This is a genomic window from Adlercreutzia sp. ZJ176 (assembly GCF_011038975.1).
Classification (GTDB): domain Bacteria; phylum Actinomycetota; class Coriobacteriia; order Coriobacteriales; family Eggerthellaceae; genus CAAEEV01.
In genome coordinates this window covers 65,110-78,286 of the sequence record NZ_JAAKEC010000010.1, presented here as the reverse complement: position 1 = coordinate 78,286, position 13,177 = coordinate 65,110, and the positions used below count along the sequence as shown (strand labels likewise).

11 protein-coding genes are annotated in these 13,177 nt (G+C 65.1%); 4 read left to right on the top strand and 7 right to left on the bottom strand.

Annotation, left to right across the window (positions count from 1 at the left end; genetic code table 11):
- The first annotated feature begins 238 nt into the window (after positions 1–238).
- Positions 239–2,380, top strand: a complete 2,142-nt coding sequence (locus G7Y50_RS06840; protein WP_165053719.1) for an aldehyde ferredoxin oxidoreductase — start codon at positions 239–241, stop codon at positions 2,378–2,380.
- A gap of 841 nt (positions 2,381–3,221) precedes the next feature.
- On the opposite strand, the gene G7Y50_RS12060 is transcribed toward G7Y50_RS06840, so the two are convergent.
- Positions 3,222–4,880, bottom strand: a complete 1,659-nt coding sequence (locus tag G7Y50_RS12060; protein ID WP_241156477.1) for an iron-sulfur cluster assembly scaffold protein — start codon at positions 4,878–4,880, stop codon at positions 3,222–3,224.
- A 197-nt stretch (positions 4,881–5,077) separates the two neighbouring features.
- Here G7Y50_RS12060 and G7Y50_RS06830 point away from each other — a divergent pair, with 197 nt between their 5' ends.
- On the top strand, positions 5,078–6,691 hold the full coding sequence (locus tag G7Y50_RS06830) for a LuxR C-terminal-related transcriptional regulator (protein WP_241156478.1): 1,614 nt from the start codon (positions 5,078–5,080) through the stop codon (positions 6,689–6,691).
- 208 nt (positions 6,692–6,899) lie between these two features.
- Here G7Y50_RS06830 and G7Y50_RS06825 read toward each other — a convergent pair whose 3' ends face one another.
- Complete coding sequence (locus G7Y50_RS06825; RefSeq protein ID WP_165053723.1) at positions 6,900–7,253, bottom strand: DUF86 domain-containing protein; 354 nt, start codon at positions 7,251–7,253, stop codon at positions 6,900–6,902.
- Complete coding sequence (locus G7Y50_RS06820) at positions 7,240–7,533, bottom strand: nucleotidyltransferase family protein (RefSeq protein ID WP_165053726.1); 294 nt, start codon at positions 7,531–7,533, stop codon at positions 7,240–7,242. Before G7Y50_RS06820 ends, G7Y50_RS06825 begins: the two co-directional genes overlap by 14 nt.
- A gap of 288 nt (positions 7,534–7,821) precedes the next feature.
- On the opposite strand from G7Y50_RS06820, the gene G7Y50_RS06815 reads away from it, so the two are divergent.
- Positions 7,822–8,241, top strand: coding sequence for a molybdopterin-binding protein (locus G7Y50_RS06815; protein WP_165053730.1), 420 nt, complete (start codon positions 7,822–7,824; stop codon positions 8,239–8,241).
- Positions 8,242–8,321: 80 nt separating this feature from the next.
- Here G7Y50_RS06815 and G7Y50_RS06810 read toward each other — a convergent pair whose 3' ends face one another.
- The 4 genes from G7Y50_RS06810 to G7Y50_RS06795 form a co-directional block, all read right to left on the bottom strand.
- Positions 8,322–8,804 (bottom strand): MarR family winged helix-turn-helix transcriptional regulator, encoded by a 483-nt coding sequence (locus G7Y50_RS06810; protein ID WP_165053733.1) that lies wholly within the window; start codon positions 8,802–8,804, stop codon positions 8,322–8,324.
- A 392-nt stretch (positions 8,805–9,196) separates the two neighbouring features.
- On the bottom strand, positions 9,197–9,835 hold the full coding sequence (locus tag G7Y50_RS06805) for a TetR/AcrR family transcriptional regulator (RefSeq protein ID WP_165053736.1): 639 nt from the start codon (positions 9,833–9,835) through the stop codon (positions 9,197–9,199).
- A 54-nt stretch (positions 9,836–9,889) separates the two neighbouring features.
- The gene (locus G7Y50_RS06800; RefSeq protein WP_165053741.1) at positions 9,890–11,488 is read right to left on the bottom strand and encodes a hypothetical protein; all 1,599 of its coding nucleotides are present in this window, start codon (positions 11,486–11,488) and stop codon (positions 9,890–9,892) included.
- A complete protein-coding gene (locus G7Y50_RS06795; protein WP_165053744.1) occupies positions 11,485–12,195 on the bottom strand; it encodes an ABC transporter ATP-binding protein in 711 nt (236 codons plus the stop codon). The genes G7Y50_RS06800 and G7Y50_RS06795 overlap by 4 nt, the downstream gene beginning before the upstream one ends.
- Positions 12,196–12,455: 260 nt before the next feature.
- Between G7Y50_RS06795 and G7Y50_RS06790 the strand changes: the two genes are divergently transcribed.
- Positions 12,456–12,998 carry a flavodoxin family protein gene (locus G7Y50_RS06790; RefSeq protein WP_165053746.1) on the top strand — a complete coding sequence of 181 codons (543 nt, stop codon included), beginning with the start codon at positions 12,456–12,458 and terminating at the stop codon, positions 12,996–12,998.
- Positions 12,999–13,177 lie beyond the last annotated feature (179 nt).

Below are 13,177 nucleotides of genomic sequence, written 5' to 3'. Positions count from 1 at the left end.
CACACAACGGGGCGACATTAGCCGAACCCGCGTGCGGCGCCATACCCTCTTTTGAGGGATTTTTCGTCTCTGTAACCGCCGCGTTATGTTCGTCCGCCTGCTGACCTCGCGTTTTCGCACATTACCCCCAAAGAGGGCATGCCGCGGAAAGCCGTTCGGGCATACTGCTCGCAAGCGCTCCGAATCGCTGCCCAGGGTCACACAACACCGGCAACCTGAAGAGATTTGGAGTTAAACCATGGCTGACGCTAAACGCGACGCGAACAAGTCATACGGCTGGACGGGGAAGATCCTCCGCGTGAACCTGTCCACCGGCGCCATCACCACGGAGCCGACCGAGCCCTACAAGGCCTACGTCGGCGGCATGGGCATCGCCAACAAGATCATGTACGACGAAGTGCCCGCCGGCACCGACCCGCTCGCCCCCGAGAACAAGGTCGTCTTCGCCGTCGGCCCCCTGACGGCCTCGGGCGTGCCGCTGGCCGGGCGCACCACCATCTGCTCGCTGTCCACCTTCTCCACCGACCAGCTCGTGGTCGACGCGCATTGTGGCGGCATGCTCGGCGCGAAGATGAAGCTGGCCGGCTGGGACGCCATCATCGTGGAGGGCGCGAGCGACAAGCACGTCTACCTCTACATCGACAACGACGACGTGCGCATCAAGCCCGCCGACAGCGTGTGGGGCATGGGCACCCGCGCCGCCACCGAGGCGCTCAACCGCAAGGAGGGCACCGACTTCTGCGTGGCCACCATCGGGCCCGCCGGCGAGAACCTGCTGCCCTACGCATGCGTCATGAACGCGCGCAACCACTCCGCTGGCGCGGGCATCGGCGCCGTCATGGGCTCGAAGGGCCTCAAGGCGGTCGTGGTGCGCGGCACCGGCAGCGTGAACGTGGCCGACCCGCAGGCCGTGGCCGAGCTCTCCGACTACATGCTGCGCGAGGTCATCGGCTCGAACAACAACCACGTGGTGCCCTCCACGCAGCAGGAGTGGGCCGAGTACTACGACAAGGGCTCCCGCTGGACGGCGCGCAAGGGCCTGTTCTGGGCCGACGCCGAGGGCGGCCCCATCGAGACCGGCGAGCCGAAGCCCGGCGAGATCAACACCGTGGGGTACCGCTGCATGAAGGCCGTCAAGGACGACGGCCCCGAGGCTGAGAAGTACACCATCAAGATGAACGGCTGCCACAGCTGCCCCATCCACTGCTACTCCGACATGCGCGTGCCCGCCAGCGGGGAGAACGGCGGCCACGAGATCACGGGCAACACCTGCGTGGCGAACTTCCCGTTCAACTTCATGATCTCCCTTCTGGGCGACAAGACCACCGTGCAGAGCAACTCCGAGGACAGCCTGGTCTGGAACCAGGTCACGGGCTCGATCATGGACGACCTGGGCATGTGGTGCAACTACGCGCAGCTGTACCGCGACATCGCGCACTGCTACGCCTCCGGCGTCTTCGAGCGCGTGCTGCCGCCCGAGGAGTACAACCGCTTCGACTGGGACAAGTTCAAGCGGAACGACCCGTCGCTCATGGCCGAGCTGCTGCCCTTCATCGCGCGCAACGACTCGGAGATCGCGTACGTGGCGCACGGCCCCGCCACGTGGTGCGAGCGCTGGGATGACATGCAGTGGTTCAACACCTCCGCGTCGTCCCTGATCAGCCCCCGCGGCTGGCCGGTGCACCACGCGCACGAGTGCTTCGGGCAGGTGGGCCTGCTCTACAACGTGATCTTCAACCGCGACGACATGATCCACTCCGCCGTGAACTTCCAGGGCTGCGGCCTGCCGTTCGAGCTCCAGCAGCAGATCGCCGCCGAGCTGTGGGGCGGCGCGGACGCCATCGACCCCAAGAAGAACTACACGCCCATGAACGAGAACAAGGCGAACTTCGCCTGGTGGAGCATCGTGACCGACGTGCTGCACGACTCGCTCACGCTGTGCAACTGGGTGTGGCCGATGGCCATGAGCCCGTCGAAGACGCGCGACTACCGCGGCGACCTGGACCTGGAGGCGAAGTTCTTCAAGGCCGTGACCGGCGAGGACGTCACCACCGAGGACCTCTACGTGGCCAGCGCGCGCATCATGACGCTGCAGCGCGCCAACACCGCGCGCGGCATGAAGGACGCGAACGGGAAGATGGGCTGCAACGACTTCCGCGGCGTGCACGACCTGGTGACCGAGTGGCCGTTCGACTCGACGAAGGCGTTCACCGAAGGCACCGACAAGATGGACAAGGCCGACTTCCAGACCGCCCTCACCATGCTCTACCGCTGCTTCGGCTGGGACGAGCAGCTGGGCTGCCCCACCGCGGCGTGCCTGGACGAGTACGGCATGGACGACGTGAAGGAAGAGCTCTCCAAGCTGGGGCTCCTGCCGTAGCGAAGGGTTTGACGCCGGGCGGATACTGCCCGCAGTAGTTGCTCCTCATAAGGAAAAGCCCCCGTCAGGGGGCTTTTCCTTATGCCGTGGGCCCAGTAGAGCAAACGAGGGGGGCCGAAGCGCTCTGCCTCACCCCTCGGCGTCAAACGGGTCCGTTCGTCCCGCCGGTGCGAGCGATGCCGTCCAGCGGCCTGCGCCCAAGCGCCGCGGTAAAATAACCCCCCATTGGGGTCTGGAATAGACAGCGTTACCGACAACGGCGCTTTTCCATCCACCCCTCAGGCGATTCTGGATGAAACAGGGCCGTTATCGGTGGTTTTTTGAGAAAAGTGGCTGGAGAATGCCCGTTGTCGGTGGTTTTTGGGGCCCGGAGCACCGATAACGGGCGTTTTCCAGCCAACTTTTCCGAGCCGTGGATGCAAAGAGGGCGTTGTCGGTGTCTCAGGCCCCGAGAGCCCGAACAGGCCGCGTCACCGCCCACGACCGACAGGACCGCCGGACTTAAGCGCGGTCTTTGCGCTCAGCGCTTGAAACGATAAGGGGGTGCGGCTCTTCTGCTGCACCCCTCCTTGCACCGTAAGACAAACAAAGCAAGCGAAGGGGCTGGGGCGCCCTATAGTTGCCTCGCGCCGTCGATCCGCTGGTCGCAGCACGCTCCTCGCTGTCTCACCAGCCTGCCCCTCGCTGTCTCGCCAGCACGCTCCTCGCTGGCCGCAGCACGCCCCTCGTTGTCTCGCCAGCCTGTCTCCTGCTGTCAAACACTCGGGTCAACCCGATCAGGAGGAGTATTTCTCCAGGTAGTCAAGCCGTTCCACTCGCCCTGGCAGGGCGAGTGGAGGCCCTACACGCTGAAGTAGCGCTCGACCGCGTCCCACTCGGCGAGGGCGCAGGCGCGCTCGGGGCTCAGGTAGGTCGTCGAGAAGAAGTAGACGTCGCCGTTCGACGCCTCGATGCGCTCGAGGTCGGCGTAGTCGGCGTGCGCGCGCGACGCCTCCCACGCGGCTTCGACCGCCTCCGCGTCCATGCGGAAGGGCGGGTTGGCGAAGCTCGAGCGCGCCATGGGGCGCGGGTAGACGCGCGCGTCCTCGCGCACGCAGTCGGCGAAGGTGACGAGCGGGTTGTCCTCGGCCGCCAGGAACGCCCAGTGCGCGTACGCGTCCGTCATGATCGAGGAGTCGAAGAGGTAATAGCTGCGCACGCCCACAAGCGCCTTGATGTGCGCGGGGTTGACCTCGACCTCAGCGGGCTCGGCCGGCTCGCCCGTCTCGACGAGCACCCACTCGCCCTCAAGCTGAACGAGCTCGAAGCCCTCGGGGATGTTGAGGCCCGCGTCTGCGGGCGCCGACGCCGGCGGCTCGATGCTGCGCTTGGTCTCGGGCATCGCGGGCAGCGCAGAGGCTTCCGCACCCGCCGCGCGCACGAACAGCCGCGGCACGCCCACGCTGCGGCTCGCATAAAGCGAGGTGGGAAGGGGAGCGGAAGCGGCTTCGGCAGACGCGCCGGCAGCGTTCGCAGCCTCGACCGCATTGGCCCCCGCGCCTGCGGCTCCGGCTGCATCCGAGCCCGCGCCCGCGGCGTCCGTTTGCGCACCTGCGCCCGCGGCGTCCGCACGCCCTTCCGCCTGCATGCCCGCGCTCGCAGCCAGACTCGCGCCCTCATCTTCCGCCTGCTCCGCGCGCCACGTCTCCAAGTGGTCGTACACCAGCATCTCGAAGTCCTCCGCGCTCAGGTGCGCGGGCACCCATCCCCGCTCCTCCCAGCGCACAGGCGACACCAGCTCGCTTGAGGCCGACTGCGCGCGTACGTCATCGAACACGGTCGCCAGCGCGCGGCACTCGGCGCGCTCCTCTTCGGCGCGCTGCTCGTCCACCAGCATCTCCACGCGCATGTCGCGCAGGCTGCAATGCTCGCACATCATGCATGGAACCGAGTACTCCTCGCACGGCACCGCCGCGTCAAGCTCCGCGCGCGTGACGCCCTCGCGCGCCAGGAAATCGCCCACCAGGCCGCGAATGGCGCAGACGGCGAAGTACAGCGTGTTGGCCTTGCCCTCGGGCACGCCGTCGAGCGCCGCGCGGATGCCCTCGGTCGTCACCGCGAGCGCTTCGCCGAGCGTGCGCCCCTCGATCATCGAGCAGGCCACGCTCGCGCAGCCCGTCATGGCCAGGCAGCCGCGTGTCTTGAAGCCCGCGCGTTCGATCACGAACCGCTGCAGCACGTCCGCGCCTGCGCCTGCGCCTCCGCCCGCGCCTTCCGTCCCTGCAGCGGGAGCCACCACCGCGAACAGGCGGCACGCCACCTCGCCGCGCTTCGACTTCCCCGCCATGCTCTGCGCGTTGAACCCCTCGGGTCGCCCGGCGTTCCGGAAGTTCGCCACCACCGACAGAAGCGTGTCGGAGTAGCCCTCAACCCCTGCGTCGACTTCGGTCTGGTACACGTCGGCCGTGCGCAGCAGCACGCGGTCCTTCGGCTCGATGTAGACGTTCCTCACGTCGCCCATGGCCGCCTCCCCTCACGATCCCTCGCGCCACGCAACATGGATAGCCGGGCGCACGATAAGATCAATGCGAATCTGTCATTTCATTATGCTATGATGCCTACTCAAGCGCGCAACACATCCCCTCTTTGGGGATAAATCGTTGAGTCACGCGGCGAAACACCAGGTCAAATGCCTTTATATAGCAATAGGGGGATCCTATGCCAAAAGAGCAGCCAGGCGGCGCGCCCGCGCGAAAGCCGAGCGCGCCGACGCAAGGAGCTGAGCCGCAGGCCGACGAGAAGCCACGGCAGCCCGACGCCCCCAGCCTGCGCGACATGGCGCGGCCCCTCGCCTGCCTGTGGCCCCTCGTCCTCGGCCTCACCTTCGGGCGCGCCGGGCTCATCGTCGCATGCTACGGCAGCTACCTGCAAACCGACGAGGGGGTGTTCACCGACGGCGCCATGATCGTCGCGCTGCTCGCGATGCTCGTCCTGTTCGCCATCCTCACCGCGCGCAAGGCCACGCTGGCGAAGCGCGCCGTCAACCACGTCATGCGCGCTTGCATCGCGCTCGAGGCGCTCACCATCGCCGGGCTCGGCCTGGCTGACCTGCTCGGCGCCGAGGACTTCGCCCTGCGCTTCACGCTCTCCGTCGCGTGCACGTTCTTCTCCTCGTTCGCCATCTTCTACTGGCTGCGCCGCGCGCGCGGGACGAGCACCACCGCGGCCGCCGTGCTCGTGTTCTCGGCGCTCATCGCAAGCGAGGTGGAGCTGTACCTGGTCACGTTCGTGCCCATCTGGCTGGGGAACTTCATCGCGGCGGCGCTCGCCTGCCTGCAGTACCCCTGCATGGTGTGGGCGCGCAAGCAGGTCCAGCCGCGCGACATCGACGCGCCCACGCACTCAACTGACTACTTCGGCTTCACGAAGGGCCTGATCCAGAGCAAGCGGTTCCTCATCGCCACGGCGTTCGGCATCGGGTTTCTGTCGGTGGTGATCGGGCTTCTGCGCGGCTACCCCGACGGGATGCCCATCCCCTTCACCCTGCCCTCGCGCGCCGCCTACGGGCTGCTCACCGTGGGGATCTCGACGGCCATCATCGTGCTGGTGCTCAAGGGGTGCCACCGCGTCATGACCGTGGGGATCTTCACCCTGATGCAGGCGCTCGCCTGCCTGGCGCTTCTGGCGTACGCGGCGTTTCCTGACGCGCTCGAGGTGGGCGCGGTGTTCACCACCACGCTGAACGCGCTCATGGTGGCGTTCAGCTGGTACATCATCATCGCGTTCATGAGCTGCGGCTGGCGCGACCCGTACTACTACGCCATGGCCGGCTGGTTCGTGTGGATCGGCGCGCGCGCCGCGTCGCGCACCGCGCTCCTTCTGACCTGCCAGATATCGGCGAGCGACATCTTCGTGAACGCCCTCATGGGGACGCTCGTGGTGCTGTCGACGCAGGTCGTGCTCCTGCAGTTCCTCGGCATCGTGCGCGCGACCTCCGCGCAGGAGCCCGCGGCGGCGCCTTCCGAGCAGGCGCCGGTGGCAAGCCCGACCATCGTGCGCATCATGGGCCTCGACGAGGGGGAGACGCTCGCGAGCGTGCGGCAGGCGTCCATGCGCCACTCCGCCGAGCTCATGGGCGCGCAGTTTCTGCTGTCCGAGCGCGAGGTGGACGTGCTGGCGCTCTACGCGCTCGGCTTCACGCAGAAGCGCGTGGCCGAGGAGCTCTGCATCAGCCCCGGCACGGCGCATGCCCACATCAAGCGCATCTACGCCAAGTGCGACATGCACTCCCGCCAAGACCTCCTCGACTACCTGGAGAAGTACGCCTCTTGATCGGGGCTGACCCGAGTGTTTGACAACAAAGGGCAAGCTGGCGAGACAGCGAGGGGCGTGCTGCGACCAGTAGATCGACGGCACGAGGCAACTGTGGGGCGCCCCAGCCCCCTTCGCTCGCCCCATTGGATTCACGGCATAAGGAAAAGCCCCCTGACGGGGCTTTTCCGCGCACTTGACACATGGGAGGATGCCGCCGATGTCGCAACTAGCAATCGGCGCAATCGGCGATTAGCCTCGCGACAGCATCCTTCAAATTCGGTATGTCGACTTGGATGGTATTCCATGCCCACAGGGGGTCAACCACACCATAATCATGACCGATTATGTTTCTGAAACCCCTGATGGCGTGCCAAGGTACCTCCTGATCTGAGCTGGTGAGCTCTTCAGATAGAGCGCCGACAAGCTCTCCGATCTGAAAGACGGGCATGAGGAGCATGTCGAAGTAGGCGGTGTTCTCCACAAAAGCATCTTCATCTATAGAAAACTCCGCGATGCGTTGTTCGATCTTCTCGCAGTAATCGAGGATTTGCGAGAGTATCAGCTCGTCAGACTCGCTCATAAAGCAACACCCGGTCTCTCAGGCAGCTTTTTCGGGCGAAGTCGTAGAGGGAGCGCTCGGTCACCATGTCGACCGAGGTGCCCCAAGCGCTTTCCAGCTTGCGAGAGAAGTCTCCTGCGCTGCACAGCGAGAACGTCGCCCCCGTTTCCAAGCAAAGGTCAACGTCACTCTTCTCGTGAGCCTCACCGCGCGCATACGATCCGAACAGGTACACCTTGTCGACATCATAGGCAGGAGCGACCTCCGCAACGGAGCTCCGTATGTCCTCCAAGCAAAGCATCGGCGCCTCCTTAAGTGCGTGAATCAAAGTACGAGGCCATTCTATAGCAAGACATATCCTTGCGCATACCCCAAGCAAAATCGCTTGCTGTTTCGCACGTCGAGCAACATGCTGCGTGTTATCTTCTATTGTAAATAATTCTGAGTAGAGTATAATAAGCCATGCGCAGGCGGCGTCACACGAACCTCCACCCCACACGTTGGGAGAGGCGGATTCGCGACGCCGGACGCCAAGCAGAGAGGACGGCAGGCCGCGAGGCGGGACCTGCCCCAGCGAAAGGACGAGTCCATGAAGATTTCCGCACGCAACCAGCTGAAGGGCACCGTTTCCAACATCCAGGAAGGCGCCGTGAACGGCATCGTGACCATCGAGCTGGCAGACAGATCCGTCAAGGCCGACATCACCATGGACGCTATCCGCGACCTGGGCCTCAAAGTCGGCGGCGAAGCCGTGGCCGTCATCAAGGCCAGCTCGGTGATGTTCGCCGACGCCGAGGTCAAGGGCCTCTCCGCGCGCAACCAGCTGCGCGGCGCTGTCGTCGAGGTGAAGGAGGGCGCCGTGAACGGCCATGTGGCCATCGAGCTGCCCGACGGCCAACGCGTGAAGGGCTCCATCACCAACGAGGCCATCTCGGACTTAGGGCTTGAGGTCGGCGGCGAAGCCGTGGCCGTCATCAAGTCTACCGAGGTCATGGTGGGCGTGGAGTAGGCGCATGTGAAGCGGGCCGCCCTCCGGCGGCCCGCTGACATGATATGAGCTCAAGCCTGCCGAGCTCACGTAGGCGCGCTCTAGCGGCGATTGCGGTGGGAGTGGCGGCACTTCCTGCCGCTCTTGCGCTTGCCGTGCGCGCCGTGCTCCTTGCAGGACACGATGATCTTCTCGGTGATGGCGTTGAGCTGGGCGATCTCCTCGTCGGTGAGGCAGGACAGGATCTCCTCGGCCGTCTTGGAATTGGCGGCGCAGCGCCTCTCGGCGATCTTCTCGCCCTCCTCGGTGAGCTTCACCGTGTAGGTGCGCTTCTCCTCGGCGTCCTCGATGGTGACGTACCCGTTGCGCTCGGCCTTGCGCACGACGTTCTTCAGCTCGCCGCGGTCGAAGCTCAGGCGCTCGACAAGGTCGCGCGAGGAAGCCTGGCCGCCCGAGACGTGCAGGACCTTCAGCAGCGCGCCCTGGCCCTTCTTGTAGCTCTTGGGGCCGTTCTTGCGGAACGCGCGGTTGGTGAGCTTGCTCGCCTTCTTCATCTGGGAAAGCGCCTTGGTGGCGGTGGTCATGTTACGTGCCTTCTTTCTTCTTTCTTGGGTTTCTCAAGCTCGCCCACTATAGCCCTGAGACCCCTGCGTGTCGAGCGCTGTGAAGAATCATTCACAATATGCTTATCGAATAATACTTTTCCCAGATAGATATACCTATAACTATTATTCATGAATAAAGAAGGAATACGCCACGACGCTCATGAGCGGACGCACCCGGGCAGCAAGCCAGCGCAAAGCGCCCCGAGGAGCTGCTCAACCCGGCAAAGCTGCCCGGGCCCCAGCAAGCAGCGGGCAAGACCGCGCATCGCCCCTTCACATCACGATATGCCCGCCCGAAAGCCTCTGGCGTGATGAGTTCAGGCAAAAGCAAACCGGCGCAAAGCGCCCAAAGGAGCTGCGAGCGACGGCTGTCAGCGGGACAGGTAGTTCTCGAGGCTGCCGTCGAACACCACGTCGGGGCCGGGCATCACGGCAGTCTGCTCGTTCGCAGGCTCGCTCATCCCCATGAGCAGGCCGCGACAGAGCAGGCCGAGCCTCGAGGCGACCTCCTCGTCGGTGAACCTGACGGCCTCGCTCGCGCACATCGCGGCGATTCCGTGCACGTAGATCAGCATGTTCTCGTAAAGCCACTTGGCCTGATCGCGGCCGATGTGGAAGGTGCTCATCACGGCATCGAGGACGACGTCGAGATGCCCTTCGCGCTCGAGGTGCTCGTCGATGCTCATGTGCTTCGACTTGCGCATGAAGAGCAGCCGGAAGAGGCTCGGCTCCTCCACGGCAAAGCGGACGAAGGCCATCCCGAACCCCTTGAACGCCGGCGTGAGCGCGAGCCCCTGCCGAGCCCGCTCGTCGTATATCCGCCACGCTGCATCCGTCGCCGCAGTCCGAAGGTCCTCCACCGTGTCGAAGTAGGTGAACATCGGGCGCGTGGACGTGCCAAGCTGCTTGGCCATGGCTTGCGCCGTGATGGCCTCGACGCCCCCCTCGCGGACGATGTCGAGAGCGGCTTCGACTATCTGATCCTTCGTGAACTTCGCCTTCGGCGGCATGAAAGCCTCCTCTCGAAAAACGCCCCTGCTACGAGCATCCATTATAAGGCAAGGTCAGAGCGCCTCGAACCGCCTGCAGCCGCTCGATTTGAGCCAGAGGCGAACGCCTGCGCACGCGCAGGCGGCCAGCGCGGCCGTAAGGAGGAGGTAGGGCGCGGCCCCCAGGTGCCATCCTTGCCAGAGCCAGATCGCCGCCAGGGCGAGCCCGCAGACCCAGCCTGCGATCATGGCCAGGATGACGGCCATGCTCCGCTTGACGGGCGCCGTCTCGTCCGTCCACCTGAGGTTGGGCCAGAGGAGCCCCAGCGCAAGCCCCAGATGGGCGAGCAGCAGCATAAACAGCTGCGGGACGAGCAGCAGAAGCAGCGACTCCACCAGCGAGACGCGCAGCACCAGAACCGCGCACACGCTGCAGAAGAGCAGCGGCGGCGCCGTGAGGGCCACCTGCAGGCGCAGCTTCGCCTGCAGGACTCGCCACGTCGAGACCGGCAGGGAGCGCACCAGCCAGAGATTCGCGCCCTCAAGCGACACCGAGGGGACGGCCGTGTCGTTCATGACCGCGAGCATGCAGGCGGCCACGCAGAGCAAGATCGACGCCGTGCCGGGCATTCCCGCGAACACCTCGCCGAACAGCTCCACGTACTCTCCCCCCTTCCAAAGCAGAAGCCCGCCGAGCAGAGGGAGCATCACCGTTCCGAGGCTGCAGTTGAGCAGGTAGTTGGCGCTCGAGACGAGCCGTTGCAGCTCCTTTCCCAGAAGGGCGCGCGCGGGGCTCTTCCGCCGCATCGCCTTCTCGCGATACACCGCCTTTCCCTGCGCACCGGTCGCCGTGACCGTATGCAGGAACGTGCGCGACAGGACGAGCCAGACCACGGCGAAAGCCGCCCCTATGACCGCCGCCATGGCGAGCAGCGAGGGCCAGTCCCCTTCCGCAGCCCGGCCGAAGCAGTACAGCACCGCGGCCGACTCCCGCACCTGCGTGCCGTAGGAGGCGGCGTTGGCCGTCAGGTCGTACAGCACCGCGTATATCTGGCCGCAGAAAGCCCAGTACGCAGCAAGAAGGAGCACCGCGGCGATCGCGGCCACGAGGCCCTTGTCCTTCAGCTTCAGGCTGATGCGCGCCACCACCCAGCCCAACGCGCAAGACAGCACCAGCACGATCATCGACACGAGGAAGGCCCAGAGCAGGCCGGCGAGCATGACGAAGGCGTCGCACCGAGCCACCGCCCAGTACACGATCAGCGCCGGCGCGCACACGATGCCCGAGTACATCAGCCCGAGCAGGTAGACGTTCAGCAGGCGCGCCGCGAGGATGGCGCCGAGCGGCACGGGCATGGAGAGCAGCAGGTCGTTGTCCTTCGCGAGGTAGAGGCCGGCGTAGCCGTTGAATATGCTGCCGAACGCCCCCAGAAGGACGGCGACCATCCCCATGACGACGAAGTACATCCACCCCATGCCGACGTCGGCGAACGGCTGGCAGAGGAAGAGGGCCAGCGCCGCGAAGATGCCCCCGAGAAGGACGATCATCAGCAGGGCGAACAGCAAAAACCTCACCGCGGTGGAAAGCCGGGAGCGCGCCTTGTTCTCCTTCGCGTCGTAGAAGTACCCGCGCCACACCTCGGCTACCTGCTTCTTGAGCAATACGCCGATCATCGCTCCCCCTCCAGCTCGAGGAAGGCGTCCTCCAGGGAGTCGTCGCCCTTGACCTCTTCCACGGTGCCGGAGCGCACGAGCTTCCCCCGCTTGATGACGGCCACCTTGTCGCACAGCTTCTCGGCCACCTCCAGCACGTGGGTGGAGAAGAATATCGCGCCGCCGCTGTCGCACACCTCGCGCATCATGTCCTTGAGGTGGCGCGACGCTTTCGGATCGAGCCCCACGAAAGGCTCGTCCATCACGATGAGCCTCGGCTCGTGCAGCCATGCCGACACGATGGCGAGCTTCTGCCTCATGCCATGGGAGTACGCGGCTATGGGCTGGGCCAGCTCCATAGTGAGCTCGAACCGGTCCGCGTAGTCGCGTATGCGCGCCTGCCGTTCCGCCGCGCCCACCTCGAAGATGTCGGCGATGAAGTTGAGGTACTTGATCCCCGTCATGAACTCGTAGAGGTCGGGGTTGTCGGGAATGTAGGCGAGCGCTCGCTTGCAGGCGAGCGGATCGTCTTTGACGGACAGGCCGTTGACGTAGACCTCGCCGGCGTCGAACTGCTGGATGCCGACCACCGAGCGCAGGGTCGTCGTCTTGCCCGCGCCGTTGTGGCCGATGAACCCGTAGATCTCGCCCGGCATGATGTGCAGGCTCAAGTCGTCCACCGCGACCTTCGTGCCGAAGACCTTCGTCAGGTGCTCGATTCTCAGCATGATGCTGCCTCCGTTGGTTGAGATTGGATGTCCCTCATTAAAGTAATAATTGTTGCGTAATAAGTATTGCATAACATGGAGGCGGCGTCAACGGGCTGTCGGAGACTTCGCTTTATTGGAGATCCCGCTATCGGAGCCTCACCGTCACCCTACCGCTCCTACCACCCCCGTCACGCGCTCCGCCACGCATTCCGCCACGCGCCCCGCCATGCGCGCTATAATGCCACAAGAGGTATCAAACGAGGTCAAGGAGCGTTTCCATGGCAAAGAACATCTTGGTGGTGCATGCCAGCCCGCGCAAAGGCGGGAACTCGAGCATGCTCGCAGACGAGTTCATCAAGGGAGCCGAGGCAGCCGGCAACAACGTGACGCGCATCGACGTGGGGCATGCGAAGATCGGCGGCTGCATGGCGTGCGAATACTGCTTCAGCCACGACGGCGCCTGCGTCCAGCAAGACGAGATGCAGCAGTTCTACCCGCTGCTGCGCGAAGCCGACGTGCTCGTGTTCGCCACGCCCATGTACTACTACAACTTCCCCGCGCAGCTGCGCGCCTTCCAGGACCGCATGTTCTGCGGCATCGCCAAGCCGTTTAACATCCCGCAGATCGGGCTTCTGCTCTGCTTCGAAGACAAGGACGCTTCCACCTGCGAGCCGCTCGTGAACAGCTACAAGGTGTGCGCGAACTACTGCAAGCAGGAGAGCATCGGCGAGGTGATCGTGAACAGCGTCTACGAGAAGGGCGCCATCGCCGGCAACCCCGGCCTGCAGCAAGCCTACGACCTGGGCGCGAGCATTTCGTAATACAGGCGTCCGGCAGAACGCGCAAGGCTGGATGCGCAGGGCCGAGCGCACTCGGCCGGACACGCAAGACCGGGCGCGAAACCCCCGAAGACGAAAAAGCGCCCCGCCGCTCATGCGACGGGGCGCTTCGTCATGCTGTCCGCCTTCGGGCGGCGCCTGAGCGCGCTTGCCTGCCGACA

Coding starts and splice junctions, on each gene's coding strand:
- G7Y50_RS06840 (WP_165053719.1), top strand. CDS start 239: ATGGCTGACGCTAAACGCGACGCGAACAAGTCATACGGCTGGACGGGG.
- G7Y50_RS12060 (WP_241156477.1), bottom strand. CDS start 4,880: ATGGGCGACGTGAGGAACGTCTACATCGAGCCGAAGGACCGCGTGCTG.
- G7Y50_RS06830 (WP_241156478.1), top strand. CDS start 5,078: ATGCCAAAAGAGCAGCCAGGCGGCGCGCCCGCGCGAAAGCCGAGCGCG.
- G7Y50_RS06825 (WP_165053723.1), bottom strand. CDS start 7,253: ATGAGCGAGTCTGACGAGCTGATACTCTCGCAAATCCTCGATTACTGC.
- G7Y50_RS06820 (WP_165053726.1), bottom strand. CDS start 7,533: ATGCTTTGCTTGGAGGACATACGGAGCTCCGTTGCGGAGGTCGCTCCT.
- G7Y50_RS06815 (WP_165053730.1), top strand. CDS start 7,822: ATGAAGATTTCCGCACGCAACCAGCTGAAGGGCACCGTTTCCAACATC.
- G7Y50_RS06810 (WP_165053733.1), bottom strand. CDS start 8,804: ATGACCACCGCCACCAAGGCGCTTTCCCAGATGAAGAAGGCGAGCAAG.
- G7Y50_RS06805 (WP_165053736.1), bottom strand. CDS start 9,835: ATGCCGCCGAAGGCGAAGTTCACGAAGGATCAGATAGTCGAAGCCGCT.
- G7Y50_RS06800 (WP_165053741.1), bottom strand. CDS start 11,488: ATGATCGGCGTATTGCTCAAGAAGCAGGTAGCCGAGGTGTGGCGCGGG.
- G7Y50_RS06795 (WP_165053744.1), bottom strand. CDS start 12,195: ATGCTGAGAATCGAGCACCTGACGAAGGTCTTCGGCACGAAGGTCGCG.
- G7Y50_RS06790 (WP_165053746.1), top strand. CDS start 12,456: ATGGCAAAGAACATCTTGGTGGTGCATGCCAGCCCGCGCAAAGGCGGG.